At 51.1% G+C, this 13,423-nt stretch carries 15 protein-coding genes; 6 read left to right on the top strand and 9 right to left on the bottom strand.

Annotated features, from left to right (window positions below; translation table 11 throughout):
• Nucleotides 1-24 precede the first annotated feature (24 nt).
• A complete protein-coding gene (gene rarD, locus NV375_RS09385; protein ID WP_258807979.1) occupies nt 25-924 on the top strand; it encodes an EamA family transporter RarD in 900 nt (299 codons plus the stop codon).
• Here rarD and uvrD read toward each other — a convergent pair.
• The 7 genes from uvrD to NV375_RS09350 form a co-directional block, all read right to left on the bottom strand.
• Nucleotides 900-3,113 (bottom strand): DNA helicase II, encoded by a 2,214-nt coding sequence (gene uvrD, locus NV375_RS09380; RefSeq protein WP_258807978.1) that lies wholly within the window; start codon nt 3,111-3,113, stop codon nt 900-902. The genes rarD and uvrD overlap by 25 nt on opposite strands.
• A gap of 61 nt (nt 3,114-3,174) precedes the next feature.
• The gene (locus NV375_RS09375) at nt 3,175-3,891 is read right to left on the bottom strand and encodes an HAD-IA family hydrolase (protein WP_126772909.1); all 717 of its coding nucleotides are present in this window, start codon (nt 3,889-3,891) and stop codon (nt 3,175-3,177) included.
• 17 nt (nt 3,892-3,908) lie between these two features.
• A complete protein-coding gene (locus NV375_RS09370) occupies nt 3,909-4,808 on the bottom strand; it encodes a tyrosine recombinase XerC (RefSeq protein ID WP_258807977.1) in 900 nt (299 codons plus the stop codon).
• Entirely contained in the window at nt 4,795-5,493 is a 699-nt protein-coding gene (locus NV375_RS09365; RefSeq protein ID WP_126772903.1) for a DUF484 family protein, read from the bottom strand. The genes NV375_RS09370 and NV375_RS09365 overlap by 14 nt, the downstream gene beginning before the upstream one ends.
• Nucleotides 5,490-6,296 (bottom strand): diaminopimelate epimerase, encoded by an 807-nt coding sequence (gene dapF, locus NV375_RS09360; RefSeq protein WP_126773681.1) that lies wholly within the window; start codon nt 6,294-6,296, stop codon nt 5,490-5,492. The genes NV375_RS09365 and dapF overlap by 4 nt, the downstream gene beginning before the upstream one ends.
• 11 nt (nt 6,297-6,307) lie before the next feature.
• On the bottom strand, nt 6,308-7,561 hold the full coding sequence (gene lysA / locus NV375_RS09355) for a diaminopimelate decarboxylase (RefSeq protein ID WP_126772901.1): 1,254 nt from the start codon (nt 7,559-7,561) through the stop codon (nt 6,308-6,310).
• Entirely contained in the window at nt 7,558-7,704 is a 147-nt protein-coding gene (locus tag NV375_RS09350; protein ID WP_258807976.1) for an LPS translocon maturation chaperone LptM, read from the bottom strand. The genes lysA and NV375_RS09350 overlap by 4 nt, the downstream gene beginning before the upstream one ends.
• 104 nt (nt 7,705-7,808) lie before the next feature.
• Here NV375_RS09350 and cyaY point away from each other — a divergent pair, with 104 nt between their 5' ends.
• Genes cyaY through NV375_RS09325 form a run of 5 tightly spaced genes read left to right on the top strand, consistent with a single transcriptional unit; the run spans nt 7,809 to nt 12,171 of the window.
• A complete protein-coding gene (gene cyaY, locus NV375_RS09345) occupies nt 7,809-8,144 on the top strand; it encodes an iron donor protein CyaY (protein WP_126772896.1) in 336 nt (111 codons plus the stop codon).
• Nucleotide 8,145: 1 nt separating this feature from the next.
• Entirely contained in the window at nt 8,146-9,087 is a 942-nt protein-coding gene (gene hemC / locus NV375_RS09340) for a hydroxymethylbilane synthase (RefSeq protein WP_258807975.1), read from the top strand.
• Nucleotides 9,084-9,866 carry a uroporphyrinogen-III synthase gene (locus NV375_RS09335; protein ID WP_258807974.1) on the top strand — a complete coding sequence of 261 codons (783 nt, stop codon included), beginning with the start codon at nt 9,084-9,086 and terminating at the stop codon, nt 9,864-9,866. The genes hemC and NV375_RS09335 overlap by 4 nt, the downstream gene beginning before the upstream one ends.
• The gene (locus tag NV375_RS09330) at nt 9,863-11,014 is read left to right on the top strand and encodes a uroporphyrinogen-III C-methyltransferase (RefSeq protein WP_258807973.1); all 1,152 of its coding nucleotides are present in this window, start codon (nt 9,863-9,865) and stop codon (nt 11,012-11,014) included. The genes NV375_RS09335 and NV375_RS09330 overlap by 4 nt, the downstream gene beginning before the upstream one ends.
• A complete protein-coding gene (locus tag NV375_RS09325) occupies nt 11,011-12,171 on the top strand; it encodes a heme biosynthesis HemY N-terminal domain-containing protein (protein ID WP_258807972.1) in 1,161 nt (386 codons plus the stop codon). Before NV375_RS09330 ends, NV375_RS09325 begins: the two co-directional genes overlap by 4 nt.
• Nucleotides 12,172-12,173: 2 nt before the next feature.
• Here the strand turns inward: NV375_RS09325 and NV375_RS09320 are convergent, their stop codons facing one another.
• Nucleotides 12,174-12,752, bottom strand: coding sequence for a YceI family protein (locus NV375_RS09320; protein WP_258807971.1), 579 nt, complete (start codon nt 12,750-12,752; stop codon nt 12,174-12,176).
• A 15-nt stretch (nt 12,753-12,767) separates the two neighbouring features.
• Nucleotides 12,768-13,310 (bottom strand): cytochrome b, encoded by a 543-nt coding sequence (locus NV375_RS09315; RefSeq protein WP_258807970.1) that lies wholly within the window; start codon nt 13,308-13,310, stop codon nt 12,768-12,770.
• Nucleotides 13,311-13,423: the final 113 nt, after the last annotated feature.

The raw sequence follows: 13,423 nt of genomic DNA, 5'->3' as shown, positions 1-13,423 counted from the left end.
CAGCTAACCAAGAGAGTTTGTCGCATGACCGATGATGCTCAACGCAGTCGCCAAGGGGTTTTATTTGCGATTGCTGCCTACACTATGTGGGGCATTGCACCGATATACTTCAAATTGTTGCAACAAGTGCCTGCGCTCGAAATTTTGGCGCACCGTATCATCTGGTCTTTTGTCTTGGTGCTGGTGCTGATCGTTGGTCTGCGCCGCTGGCACCGCATCCGCCCCGTGGTCACCAACAAAAAACAAATGCTACGTCTAACCATTGCAACCTTCTTACTAGGCGGCAATTGGTTCCTGTTCATTTGGGCGATTAACAACGATCATATTCTTGATGCCAGCCTTGGCTACTATATTAACCCGCTACTCAACGTTGCTATCGGCATGGTGGTATTCGCTGAGCGTATGCGCCGCATGCAATTGCTTGCTATTGCGTTAGCCGTTATCGGTGTCTTGATTCAGGTGATTTCGTTCGGTTCTGTGCCATGGGTGGCGCTTGCGCTGGCCTGTAGCTTTGCGACCTATGGCGCAATTCGTAAGCGCTTGCCGGTGGATTCCATGACCGGACTGTGGCTCGAAACGACCATTCTTTTGCCGTTTATGTTGGTGTATGTGTTCTTCTTTGCGACATCCGGCGCCAGCGATATGACCGCAAACACCTGGCAACTTAATCTACTGCTTATTGCCGCAGGTATCGTCACCACGGCCCCGCTGCTGTGTTTCACCGCAGCTGCGCAACGGATACGCTACGCTACGCTGGGCTTTTTTCAGTACATCGGCCCAAGTCTCATGTTTATCTTGGCGGTATGGGTTTATGGTGAACCCTTAGCTGCAGATAAATTGGTGACCTTTGCCATTATTTGGGCTGCATTAGCGCTTTACAGCCTTGATACACTTGTTCATCAGCAACGCTCTAAACGTGCGTAGGCTACCACTAGCCATTTACTACCAAGGTCATCGAAATTAACTTGGATGCGGCTTTGCGCTCCACTGCCTTCGTAGTTGAGCACTGTGCCTTCGCCAAATTTTACATGGCGCACGCGTTGCCCAAGCTGGAAGCCGCTTTCGGCAAAGGTTTCATGGCTTGCGCCACTGTGAAAACGTCCGTAGCTTTGTTGACTTGCAGCAAAGTCGTCACTCATACGCGAACGTGTTTGCATGCGTACATGATGCAGATTTTCCGGCGGGATCTCGGCAATAAAACGGCTGGCTCGGTGTAATTTCTCCTGTCCATAAATACGCCGCTGCTCAGCGTAAGTGATCACCAACTTCTGCATCGCTCGAGTCATCCCCACATAGCAAAGACGACGCTCTTCAGCGAGCCGTCCTGCTTCATCCAGCGATTGTTGTGATGGGAACAAACCTTCTTCAACACCACACATAAATACTAAAGGAAATTCGAGTCCTTTCGCGCTGTGTAACGTCATCAGTTGCACGGCGTCTTGATGATCATCGGCCTGCTCATCGCCTGATTCCAATGCGGCATGCGCTAAAAAAGCATTCAGTGGCGTCATATCCTCGGGCGCTTCAGTACCAAGCTGGTCAAAATTATCACAAGCGTTCACCAGCTCTTTTAAGTTTTCTACGCGAGTTTCTGCTTTCTCACCTTTTTCAGCTTGATACATCGCCATCAAACCACTGCTTTTAATGACAGTATCGACTTGCCGCCCCAGACTATATTCAGCGGTCTCGTCCTCGAGTTCTTGCACGAGATCAATGAATGTCAGCACTGCATTTGCAGCTCGACCCGTAAGTACTTTTTCCGTTGCTAATTGCTTGGCGGCATGCCATAAAGACGTACCGCGTTGGCGGGCACCGTCACGCACGATTTCAAGCGTACGTGCACCAATACCTCGGGTTGGCGTATTGATCACCCGTTCTAGTGCAGCGTCGTCATTACGATTCGCAAGTAACCGCAAGTATGCCAGTGCATCTTTAACTTCTTGGCGATCGAAGAAGCGTAAGCCGCCATAAATGCGGTAGGGAATACGAGCGTGAAGCAATGCTTCTTCCAGCACTCGCGACTGAGCGTTACTCCGATAAAGTAAGGCAACATCTTGCAAGGCGTTACCCTGTTCATGCCAAGCTTCAACTTGACTCGCAATGTAACGTGCTTCGTCGAGCTCGTTATAAGCTGCATACAAATCGATCGGCTCACCGTTACCGCCGTCGGTCCATAGTTCTTTGCCGAGGCGGTCACTGTTATTGGCGATAACACTATTCGCGGCGCTCAAAATGGTATTGGTGGAGCGGTAGTTTTGCTCAAGGCGAATCGTGTCAACGTTGGGATAGTCACGAGTAAACTGATGAATATTCTCTATTTTAGCGCCACGCCAACCGTAAATCGATTGATCGTCATCACCAACGATGGTGACGTAATTTTCGTGTTCAGCGCCAACACCGCCACCGGATAATAGCTTCACCCAGGCGTACTGAATGGCGTTGGTATCTTGAAACTCGTCGACCAAAATATGGCGGAAACGCTTTTGATAGTGCTCACGCACAATACGGTTGTCGCGTAACAGTTCATGCGCGCGCAACAGTAATTCGGCAAAGTCGACGAGACCTGCACGATCGCATGCCACCTGATAAGCGTCATAAATTTCTTTGTAGGTGCGTTCGTTAAAATCATGGCCATCTAAGTGATGCGGACGAAGTCCTTCGTCCTTTTTCGCATTGATGAACCATTGCGCTTGTTTTGGCGACCAACGCTTTTCATCTAAATTCATACTGCGCATGATGCGTTTGAGCATCCGCTGTTGATCGTCACTATCGAGAATTTGGAAGTTTTGCGGCAAGTCGACATCCATGTAATGCGCACGCAATAGACGATGTGCCAAGCCATGGAAAGTACCGATCCACATCGCCCGCGTGGAACTACCGACAAGCTCTTCCACGCGACCACGCATCTCAGCCGCAGCCTTGTTGGTGAAGGTTACCGCCATGATGCTGTAGGGCGATAAATGGTATTCCTGCATGAGCCACGCAATACGATGCACGAGCACACGCGTTTTACCACTACCGGCACCAGCGAGCACCAGCATATGCCGTTCAGGCGCACTGACAGCAGCGCGTTGTTTGTCATTGAGTTGCTCAAGGAGTGGGTGCGATGTCATAGGAATATCCATTCTTGCTTTGCAGGTCAGTGTAAAGTGCAACTACTGTATATGCAACCAGTTAGTCGAGCAAAAAGTCTGCCAGCGTTTGATTGTCGTGATAGGCAAAGGTCGGCAACACAATCAGACCTTGTTCGTCATACAAGCCGCCACGGAACCAAGCCGACTGCCAACCCACACGATGCGCGCCAAGCACATCGGCCAGCGGGCTGTCGCCTACGTGGAGCCACTGCCCAGGCTTTAGCTGCGGCAACTGTGTTTGTGCGGCGGCAAACATATCCGGATAAGGCTTACCACGACGTCCATCACCCGGTTGGATGACCTGGTGAAAGTAGTCATGCAGACCGATGACTCGGGTATCGACGTTGCCATTGCTGATGGCGATAAGCGGATAATGCTGGCCGAGCGCGCTCAGCATTTCATGCGTCTGCGCCGGTACCACAACTTGATTTCGGGCAGCCAAGAACGCTTGTAATCCCTGCTCAGCGCCAATTTTCGCATTGGTTTCATCAACACCTAACTCCATCAGCCCACGTTTAAGCGTCGCTAAACGTAGCAAGGTCATATCACTGGCAAGATCGGCTTCGCTTCGCATCAGTTGCCAACGCCGCTCGGCCCACTGCTGCTGAGTCCACTGCTGTGCCTGTGGAAATAGCTCGCACAAGGCACGATAACCTTCAGCTTCGGCTTTACGCATCACAGGGACGTTGTCATACAAGGTGTCGTCGAGGTCAAAGCTGATAGCGCCAATAGGCTGCGGACGTCGGTAAAACTGCATTGTGAACTCGCTGTTTGCTACTTTTTTCGGGCTCGTGGGTGTGCGGCGTCATAGACCTTCGCAAGGTGCTGGAAGTCGAGGTGGGTGTAAACTTGAGTGGTGCTCAGGTTTGCGTGGCCCAACAGCTCCTGCACGGCGCGTAAATCACCACTCGATTCTAACATATGTGAGGCAAACGAGTGCCGCAGTTTATGCGGGTGCAAGTTGCCGTGCAAGCCTTGTTGTTGCCCCCAATGATTAAGGCGCTGTTGTACCGTACGCGGACTTATGCGTTTATTACGTTGGCTAATAAAGAGCGCGACTTCGGTTAAGTTGCCGCCAAGCCAGCTGGCACGAATTGGCAACCATTTCTTTAGCGCTTCGGCGGCGCAGCGGCCATAAGGCACAATTCGCGTCTTGCCGCCTTTACCGAGTACACGAAGCTCTTGGTGGCGTGGGTTAATAGCATCAATATCCAGTGCCACTAATTCCGCCAAGCGTAAACCACTACCATAAAGCAACTCCATCATCGCCGCGTCACGTAACGCAAGCTCATCGTTATCAGGTAGTTGGAGTAGCTGGCTGATGCTATCAACATCGAGATTTTTGGGGAGGCGTTTCGCTGCTTTTGGGGCTTTGGTGTGGCGGGCAGGGTTATCGTTGCGCCAACCTTCCCGCATGCAATAATCAAAACAGGAGCGCCATGCAGCTAAACGTAAGGCCAACGAGGCGTCGCCTAAGCCTTGACGCCGCCAATCCATAAACAAACGTTCAAAAAGTGGCTGCGTCACCTCGGCCACCTGCTCGGCACCTAACTCGGCCAAGTGCACGATATCGTTTTTCAACACTCGCCCATAATTGGCGAGCGTATGATCGGCGAGCCCGCGCTCACCGGCCAAATGATTTAAAAAGCGCTGTCGCGCGTCAAGCAGAAGCATGATGCTGCAGAAGAGGCGGCAGAACTTGTGTTAGCAACACTTGCAACTGCTTCACGAACAATGTGTCCATGGCCGGCTCAAAATGTCCCGCATCGTGATTGCCAATGGCTAACATCCCTAACTCCCCTTTGTCGCCAAGCAGCAGCAACACCACCGAAGCGATACTTTCATCGGGGAACAATAAACGCTGCTCGTCAGCCGATAAGCGACCCAAGTAGATGCTGTCGTCACGAAAACGTTTGCTGAGCAATTGTTTGTGGGTATCAGCGGCAAAGGTGAATTGCTCTTCGAGCTCTAATGGACTATCAAAAAACTTTAAGCTCAACGCAGGCATTTGTAACTGTTCAGAGAATGTTTGCTGCAAACTATCCATCACCTCGTCGATACTCGCACTTTGCAACAACTTCACATAAAGCTGGCTAAAGTAACGAAACAACTCCTCATTGCGACGCGCGGTGACCATCAACTCAGTAATTTCTTCTTCGAGTTGCTGAACACGTTGGCGCAAGACTTGCTGTTGACGCTCAACCAGCGATACAGCTCCTTTGCTTTGATGTTTTACGCTCAGACGTTGAAGTAACTCTGGATGCCGTTCGAAAAAGTCTGGATTTTCTTCCAAATAAGCCGCAATTAGGCTGTCATCAACGACTGTCTCGTGAGCTTGTTTTTTTGCTTCGTTGCTCATAGTTTCAAATGTCCATCATAAACATGTTCTGCCGGTCCCGTCATACGGATCGGTTCACCTGGCTGCCATTGAATGATCAACTGCCCACCAGGTAAATGTACTCGCACTTGCGAATCCAGTTTGCCTTGACGCATACCAATCACCGCCGCTGCGCATGCGCCACTGCCGCATGCCTGCGTCTCTCCGGTGCCGCGCTCGAAAACACGCAATTTAATGTGCTCGCGATTAATAATTTGCATAAAGCCAACGTTCACACCTTCCGGAAAGCGTTCGTGGGTGGCCAAAGCGCGACCCAAGGTACCAACCGGCGCATGGTGGATATCATCCACTTCAATCACACAGTGTGGATTGCCAACACCCATGACGCCACACATGACAGTTTGCTCCTGCACACGTAACACGTAGGTCTGCTCTTCTTTATTCGCTTTAAAAGGTACCTCCGACGGAATAAAGGTCGGAACACCCATTTCAACTGTCACCCGCCCATCACGTTCATGGCGCATAACCATGGTGCCAGCCTTGGTGCTGACTTTAAGCTCTTGCTTGTTGCTAAGGCCTTTTAACTTAACGTACAGCGCAAAACAACGCGCGCCATTGCCGCATTGCGATACCTCGCTACCATCCGAATTAAAAATGCGGTAGTGAAAATCCAGCTCAGGATCATACGGCGGCTCAATCAACAATAGTTGATCGAAGCCAATTCCGCGATAGCGATCCGACCAACGTCGGATCTGTTCAGGGTTTAAGTAAATATTCTGCGTCACATTGTCAATGACCATAAAGTCATTGCCGAGACCGTGCATTTTACTAAAGTTCACACATTCTCTCCGAGCAAGTGTTCACCCTGCCAAAGACTTTCCAGCGGCTCGCGCTCGCGAATCAAGGTTGCCTGATCACCGTGCACCATAACCTCGGCCGCTCGCGGACGGGTGTTGTAATTCGATGCCATGGTAAAACCATACGCGCCGGCATTCATTACTGCCAGCAAATCTCCCTCTTGCGCAGCCAAGTGCCGAGCATGGCCAAAAAAGTCACCGGTTTCGCAAACGGGGCCGACAACGTCGACCAATTGCTCATCAACCCCGGCGTGCCGTAGCACCGGTTGAATCGCATGATAGGCATTGTAAAGTGACGGCCGTAGCAGGTCGTTCATGCCGGCGTCGACCAGCAAAAAGTTTTTCTCACTACCCGGTTTGTAGTATTCGACCTTGGTCACCATAATGCCGGCGTTACCGACGATTGAACGGCCCGGCTCTAACATGAGCTTCAGGTTACCCAGCTCAGATGCTTTGTCCTGCAACGTCTGTAAGTAACCACTTACCTCTAATTTTTCTTCATGCTGGTAAGGGATACCAAAGCCACCCCCCATATCCAAATGGGTGATGTTAATACCTTCAGCCCGCAAGTCTTTGACTAAGCTAAACATGCGCTCAGCTGCGTCCATAAAGGGTTGCGGTGTCAAAATCTGCGAGCCGATGTGGCAGTCAGCACCACACACATTCAAGTTGGGCATTTGTGCCGCACGGCGAAATACATCGCGTGCTTCAGACATCGCAATCCCAAACTTATTGGCTTTTAATCCGGTAGCGATGTACGGATGCGTTTGCGCATCAACATCCGGGTTCACCCGCAACGACACTGGCGCTTGCACGCCTTTCTCAGCGGCAATCGCCTGAATGCGCTCAAGTTCGGCGGTCGATTCCACATTAAAGCAGCCAATGCCTTGCTCAAGAGCGTAGGAAATTTCTTCGTGACTTTTACCAACACCGGAAAAAACCACATCGCTAGCTTTACCGCCTGCGGCAAGAACACGGGCTAATTCACCGCCAGAGACAATGTCAAAACCGGCGCCTAAACGCGCCAACAGGTTCAATACCGCAAGGTTGGAATTTGCCTTTACCGCATAACAAAGTTTGTTTGGCGCAGGCCAATGTTTGGCAAACTGTTCCCAGTTCGCTGTGATCGCAGCTTTTGAATAGACGAACAGCGGCGTTCCATGCGTTTTAGCAAGGTCCGTCACCGCACAATCTTCTGCGAACAATTCAGTATTTTTGTAATTAAAACTCATGATGTTACGTTGCTATCCTGTACTTGCGAATCGGTTACAGGTTCCGCAGGTTTATTCTGCTCAGCCGGGGGCGGCATTTCCAATGGGCCTTTTTGCCCACAGGCGACCAAGACCAAGCTAGCTGCTACAATGATTGGACGCATTACTTTCAGCTTAAACATCGGTAAACTGTACCCTTGTGATTCGCGATTGAAACGTGTGCTTATCATCGCATTGCAGCGCACAAATGTCATTACTAGGAGTAGACATGCAAGACCATGAGTATCATGAACTCGCCGAAGCGACGATTTGGGCGATTGAAGCAGCTTTCGAAAACACCGGTATCGACATCGATAGCGAGTGTGACGGTGACATGTTGGAAATTACTTTTCCGAATCGCACGGTCATGGTAATCAATAAACAGCCACCTTTGCAGCAAATTTGGGTCGCGACAAAGTTCAACGGCCATCATTTTGAATACCGCGACGGTCAGTGGATTGACAATCGCACTGGCGCTGAGCTCTGGGAATTATTGACCGACTCGGGCAGTAAACAAGCTGAGCAAGATCTAGAATTAAAAGCGCAAGTTGAAGGCGGAGACTAGCATGAGCCAAACCCTACGCATCGCTACGCGCAAAAGTCTGCTCGCCATGTGGCAAGCAGAACATATTCAAGCGCGTCTACAAGCTCTGCATGAAGGCTTAACCGTAGAACTCGTGCCAATGAGTACCAAGGGCGATATTATTCTCGATACACCTTTAGCAAAGATTGGTGGCAAGGGCTTATTCGTGAAGGAACTCGAGGTAGCTATGCTCGAAGGCCGCGCCGATTTAGCGGTGCATTCGATGAAAGACTTACCCGTTGAGTTTCCGCCAGGACTAGAATTGTTCGGTATTTGCGAACGCGAAGACCCGCGCGATGCCTTTGTGTCTAATCACTACCATACCCTCGATGAATTACCAGAAGGGGCAGTGGTTGGTACCTGTAGCCTACGCCGAAAGTGCCAAATCCTTGCCCATTACCCGCACTTGGTGGTGAAAGATTTACGCGGCAACGTGCAAACCCGTCTCGGTAAACTGGATGATGGTCAATTCGATGCCATTATCCTTGCAGCCTCAGGACTTATTCGTTTGGAATTAGGGGAGCGCATTCGTCAACGCCTACCTGCCGAGGTTTGCTTGCCGGCAAACGGTCAGGGCGTGCTGGGGATCGAATGCCGTACCGATGACACCCAAGCCAAGGCCTTGTTAGCCCCATTGACGTGCGCCGATACGCGCAGCTGTGTGCTTGCCGAGCGCGCCATGAACCGACGCTTGCAGGGCGGTTGCCAAGTACCGATCGGTGCGTACGCCGAATTACAGGGTGATCAATTGCATTTGCGTGGTCTCGTCGGTCGTCCTGACGGCAGCGAGATCATCGAAGGCGATATCAAAGGTCACCGTGACCATGCCGAAGCATTGGGTACCGAATTGGCTGAGTATCTGTTGGCCCGCGGCGCCGGAAAAATCTTAGCTGATGTGTATGCGGAGAACGAACTTCACTCATGAAGCACATTCTCATTCTTCGTCCTGAAGCCCAAGCAGCAGAGCTGCAGCAGCTATTACAGCAGCGCGCTGCCGAACAAGGCTATGACATACGCAGTAGCAGTGCCAGCATGCTCGAAATAAAGGGTTATGACGACCCTTCGCGAAGCCTTGCCGACACCTTGCGCAGCGCATGGGACGGAGCAATGATGGTGAGTGTCAATGCGGCACACTATTTTGCCCAGCAAGCACAAGCCTGGGCGCCCGATCAGGACATGCCGCGGTGTCGCTGGTTCGCTGTCGGCCCGGTCTCAGCAGAAGCAATTGCGCGTGTCGTGCACCGGCCTGTGGTGTGCCCATGGCGCGAACATAATAGCGATGCGTTGCTTGCCTTACCCGAGCTACAACAGGTAAATGGTCAGCGCTGGCTCATCATCCGCGGTCGTAGCGGCCGTGAGCTTTTCGCCGACACCTTGCGTGCTCGCGGTGCCGAGGTGCACTACCTTGAGGTTTATGAGCGCATTACGAAAACGCCAAGTGAGCAGCAACTGCGCGCTTGGCAACAAAGTATTGATACCATCATGGTCAGCAGTGCAGAACAGTTAGGCGCGTTTTTGGCCGCTGTTCCCAAAGACGCAATCGCGTGGTTAGCTCGGTGTACGTGGATTGTCGCGAGCCACCGACTGCAACAGTTATTGCCAGCAGGTATCGGTAGGCACGTAATGATTGCCGATAGTGCCGCAAGTTTTGCTATGGTAGACGCATGGCAACGCGCCATGCATGTAGAAAAGGATAACTTATGACAGAACAGAGCACGTCGAAGCAAGAAGAGCCACAAGAAGTGATCGAGGCACAGGTTCACAAAGCAACTTCAGAAAACGACTCGGTTCCCAAACGAGGCTCGGCTCTTCCGTGGCTGTTGGTCATTGTTTTAGTGGCAGCTTTGGCCGGTTCAGGTTGGGCGGCTTATCGCTATGTTTATCAGGACCTCTTAGCGACAAATCAGCAACTCAACGCGCAGGTTACCGCACAAGAGCAGCAGCTAAATGGCCTGCAACGTGAGGTTGATAGCAAATTGACTGAATTAGAGCGTCAACAGCAACAACTTCCAGGTTTGGTAGAGCGGCAGCTACAGCAAAGCGAACAGAGCCTAATGCGCAGCGTAAGTGAGCAAGAGCAGCGGCAGTCGGACCTTACTCGGGCCGTGCAATCGGTGCAAGCTGAATTAGCCAGTCTGGATGTTTCACAAGCCACCGCCTGGCGTATTCTTGAAGCGCGTCAGCTCGTTGCGCAAGCAAGTAATAAACTCTATATCGATCAGGCCCCAGAATTAGCCTTACAACTTTTAGAGCTAGCCGATACCCATTTAGCTGCGTTGAACAACCCAGCTTATCAGGCGGCTCGCCAAGCAATTAACGACGATAAAGTAACCTTACGCAGTGTTGACGCTGACCGCCACCTAGCCGTTGCGATGGAATTAAGCAGTCTAAGGGCACGTTTACTTCAGCAAGACTGGCGAATCAATGCGCCGACACGCACCCTAGTTAATGAAGAGGCGCCCGCCGATGCGCCTTGGTACGAGCATCTTCAAGCCAGCGCAAGCACCTTGTTCCAACAACTTATTCGTGTACAACACCGTGAAAAGCCAATTGAGCCGCAGCTATCTGCAGCTTTTGTCGAGCTAGCCAAACAGCGAGTGTTGTTACAGTTGCAACTGGCGCAACAAGCGGCAATGAGTCAAACGGATACGCTTTACCAACGGAGTCTGCAAGAAGCCTTAGCGCTAGTGATTGAACTAGAGCAACAAAGTGACCTCGAGTTAGTAGCCCTGCGCGATGACTTAACGAAGTTGGCCGCACAAACCTTGCAGCCTAACCTACCGGAACAGTTACGTAGCTTGGCGCTTATCAATCGCCATGCGCAGGCAGTTAATGCTGGGGTAAGCCAATGAAATACGCATGGATTGTCGTTTTACTACTCATTGCCGGTTTGTTTATAGGCCCGTTATGGGACGGCAACACCGGTTATGTGCTCATTGCCGTTGGTAACTACACGATTGAAACCAGCCTAGTCGCAGCTGTGATTTTGTTGGTGCTAGCTGTGCTTGTGCTGCGTGTCGTATGGGGATTTGTGATGCGCTTACTACGAGGAACTGCGTGGGGCATGAAGTGGTTCGGCCAGCGCCGCGACAGTAAAGCTCAGCAAGCGGTTACCGACGGTGCAACAGCCTTAGTACATGGCGATCTGCGTCATGCTTCGAGCGCGTTTAACCGTAGTTGGCAATTACGTCATGACGGCACTGTGGCACTCTTCGCGAGTTATGCGGCGGCTGCCAATGAAGACTATGCACAAGCACGTGAGTGGTTACAACACGCTCCTAATCCTAACGATCTACAACTCGCGGAAACGTTATTTACCTTGCAGCAACATCCAGAGCAAGCTGAGCGCCGCCTAGGTGAGTTGCAAGAATTGCGTCGTCAGCATCCACAACATCCACAATTATTGCGGCTCGCATTACAAGCTTACGAGCACCTTCATCGTTGGGACGAAGTTCTCGCTAGCCTGCCCGACGCGGAACGCTTAGCCGTTGTAAGCGCGACTGCACTGAGTGAATTAAAAGAGCGCGCTTATCGTGAGCGCTTCTTAGCAGTGGGTCGTGAAGGTCCTCCAGCTTTAGTGGCGTTTTGGAAGAGCCTAGCGCGAGACGAGCGCCGGTCCGCCAGTATCCGCCAAGCTTATATCGGTGTGCTGAAGACCTATCAATTGCTCGATGCTGCAGACAAAGTGGCTGCACGAGGATTAAAGCGCGGTGACTTAAAATTAGCTCAGTTGCTAGATAAACAGCTATTAGTACCAGGCGTAGAGCTTCGTGATTATTTACAAGGTCAGTTGAAGCAACACCCGGAAGATGGTTTGTTATTGCAAGCTATGGGGCAAATCGCCATAGCGACGAACGAATGGTCGTTAGCGGAGCGGGCGCTTCGTCGTGCATCAGAGCTCGTCCCATCACGGCGTGTATGGCTGGATTTGGCGCAAGTTTATACCGCGCAAGGCAATTCGCAGGCAGCTTTAGCTGCCTACGAAAAAGCCGAGTTAGGCACGAACTAGCGTTATTGACGAATACCTTCGATGGATAAATACATGTCGACAGTTTTTGCCGCCGGGCCTAAGTCATAATCAATACCAAAGTCGGCGAGGGTAAGGGTTACTTTGCCCTCAAAACCGCGGCGGAAACCACCCCAAGGATCAGGGCCAGCGCCTACTTCAGTCACTGCAATTTCAATTGGTTTAGTGACACCGCGCAAGGTGAGATCGCCTGCTAACACAGCTGTTCCGTCGCCGTTTGGCGTGAAGCTGGTTGATGTAAAGGTTGCTTCTGGATAGTCATCGACCGCCAAGAAGTCATCACTACGCAAGTGCTTATCGCGTTCAGCATGGTTACTATCAATACTCGCAGTATCAATGGTAACGTTCACGCTAGCCTCACTTGGTTTGGCTTCGTCATAGCTAAACGACCCTTCAAAGTCGGTAAACTCGCCTAACAGCCAGCTGTAACCAAGATGGCTGATTTTAAATTGAACAAACGCATGCTGGCCTTCAATATCAATCACATAATCTTCTGCTTGCGCAGGTTGTAGCGATACTGATAAGGCGGCAGTCATTGCTGCAACTAAAGCTAACTTTTTCATACTCTTCTCCTCAGGTTACTTCTGTGGACGTAACATGCGTTTCAACGTGTCATGCTTATCCCAAAAGTGATGGCGTAATGCGGCAATGCCGTGAACGCCGGCCAAAATCACAAGACTTAAAGCTGTGTACCAATGCACATCACCGGCAAGCTCTTCTTGCTGCGGGATGCCCGTGATTAGCGCTGGCACCTCAAACCAATCGAATACCGAGATACCACTGCCATCTGCGGTTGAGATCAAATAGCCACTGATCATAGTTACTAATAACAGTCCATAAAGCAGTACATGTCCGAGCTTAGCTGCGCTCACCTCATAAGTGCTGCCACGTAACGTGGGCTTTGGATTTAGTAGTGTCCAAACAGTGCGTAGTAGAGTTATTGCAAGTAACGTGAGGCCAACGGATTTATGCCACCAGGGCCCCAAGCGATACCAAGGGTCGTAATAACTTAACGTCAGCATCCAATAGCCAAGGACAAACAGGCCGATGACCGCCAGCGCCGAGAGCCAATGAATCGCGATGGCGATCCAGCCATAACTGTTAGAGGTATTGCGTAGCATCACAGCTTCCTTTTACGTTACTGTGTGCATTTTAGTTCAGAGAAATGAAATGAATAGTGCGTTTATTAGCTCTTAACATTCGGTAAAATCGAAAAGAAAGAGCGATGTTTTCT

This window comes from Pseudidiomarina sp. CB1 (assembly GCF_024752025.1).
GTDB lineage: Bacteria > Pseudomonadota > Gammaproteobacteria > Enterobacterales > Alteromonadaceae > Pseudidiomarina.
The sequence above is the reverse complement of the archived record's forward strand: the minus strand, read 5'-3'. Positions and strand labels throughout refer to the sequence as shown.

What these genes read in the sequence shown, in the direction of transcription:
- NV375_RS09330 (WP_258807973.1), top strand. Translation starts at nt 9,863, where the DNA reads ATGACAGAACAGAGCACGTCGAAGCAAGAAGAGCCACAAGAAGTGATC.
- hemC (WP_258807975.1), top strand. Translation starts at nt 8,146, where the DNA reads ATGAGCCAAACCCTACGCATCGCTACGCGCAAAAGTCTGCTCGCCATG.
- lysA (WP_126772901.1), bottom strand. Translation starts at nt 7,561, where the DNA reads ATGAGTTTTAATTACAAAAATACTGAATTGTTCGCAGAAGATTGTGCG.
- dapF (WP_126773681.1), bottom strand. Translation starts at nt 6,296, where the DNA reads ATGCACGGTCTCGGCAATGACTTTATGGTCATTGACAATGTGACGCAG.
- NV375_RS09335 (WP_258807974.1), top strand. Translation starts at nt 9,084, where the DNA reads ATGAAGCACATTCTCATTCTTCGTCCTGAAGCCCAAGCAGCAGAGCTG.
- NV375_RS09315 (WP_258807970.1), bottom strand. Translation starts at nt 13,310, where the DNA reads ATGCTACGCAATACCTCTAACAGTTATGGCTGGATCGCCATCGCGATT.
- NV375_RS09365 (WP_126772903.1), bottom strand. Translation starts at nt 5,493, where the DNA reads ATGAGCAACGAAGCAAAAAAACAAGCTCACGAGACAGTCGTTGATGAC.
- cyaY (WP_126772896.1), top strand. Translation starts at nt 7,809, where the DNA reads ATGCAAGACCATGAGTATCATGAACTCGCCGAAGCGACGATTTGGGCG.
- uvrD (WP_258807978.1), bottom strand. Translation starts at nt 3,113, where the DNA reads ATGACATCGCACCCACTCCTTGAGCAACTCAATGACAAACAACGCGCT.
- NV375_RS09350 (WP_258807976.1), bottom strand. Translation starts at nt 7,704, where the DNA reads ATGCGTCCAATCATTGTAGCAGCTAGCTTGGTCTTGGTCGCCTGTGGG.
- NV375_RS09375 (WP_126772909.1), bottom strand. Translation starts at nt 3,891, where the DNA reads ATGCAGTTTTACCGACGTCCGCAGCCTATTGGCGCTATCAGCTTTGAC.
- rarD (WP_258807979.1), top strand. Translation starts at nt 25, where the DNA reads ATGACCGATGATGCTCAACGCAGTCGCCAAGGGGTTTTATTTGCGATT.
- NV375_RS09325 (WP_258807972.1), top strand. Translation starts at nt 11,011, where the DNA reads ATGAAATACGCATGGATTGTCGTTTTACTACTCATTGCCGGTTTGTTT.
- NV375_RS09320 (WP_258807971.1), bottom strand. Translation starts at nt 12,752, where the DNA reads ATGAAAAAGTTAGCTTTAGTTGCAGCAATGACTGCCGCCTTATCAGTA.
- NV375_RS09370 (WP_258807977.1), bottom strand. Translation starts at nt 4,808, where the DNA reads ATGCTTCTGCTTGACGCGCGACAGCGCTTTTTAAATCATTTGGCCGGT.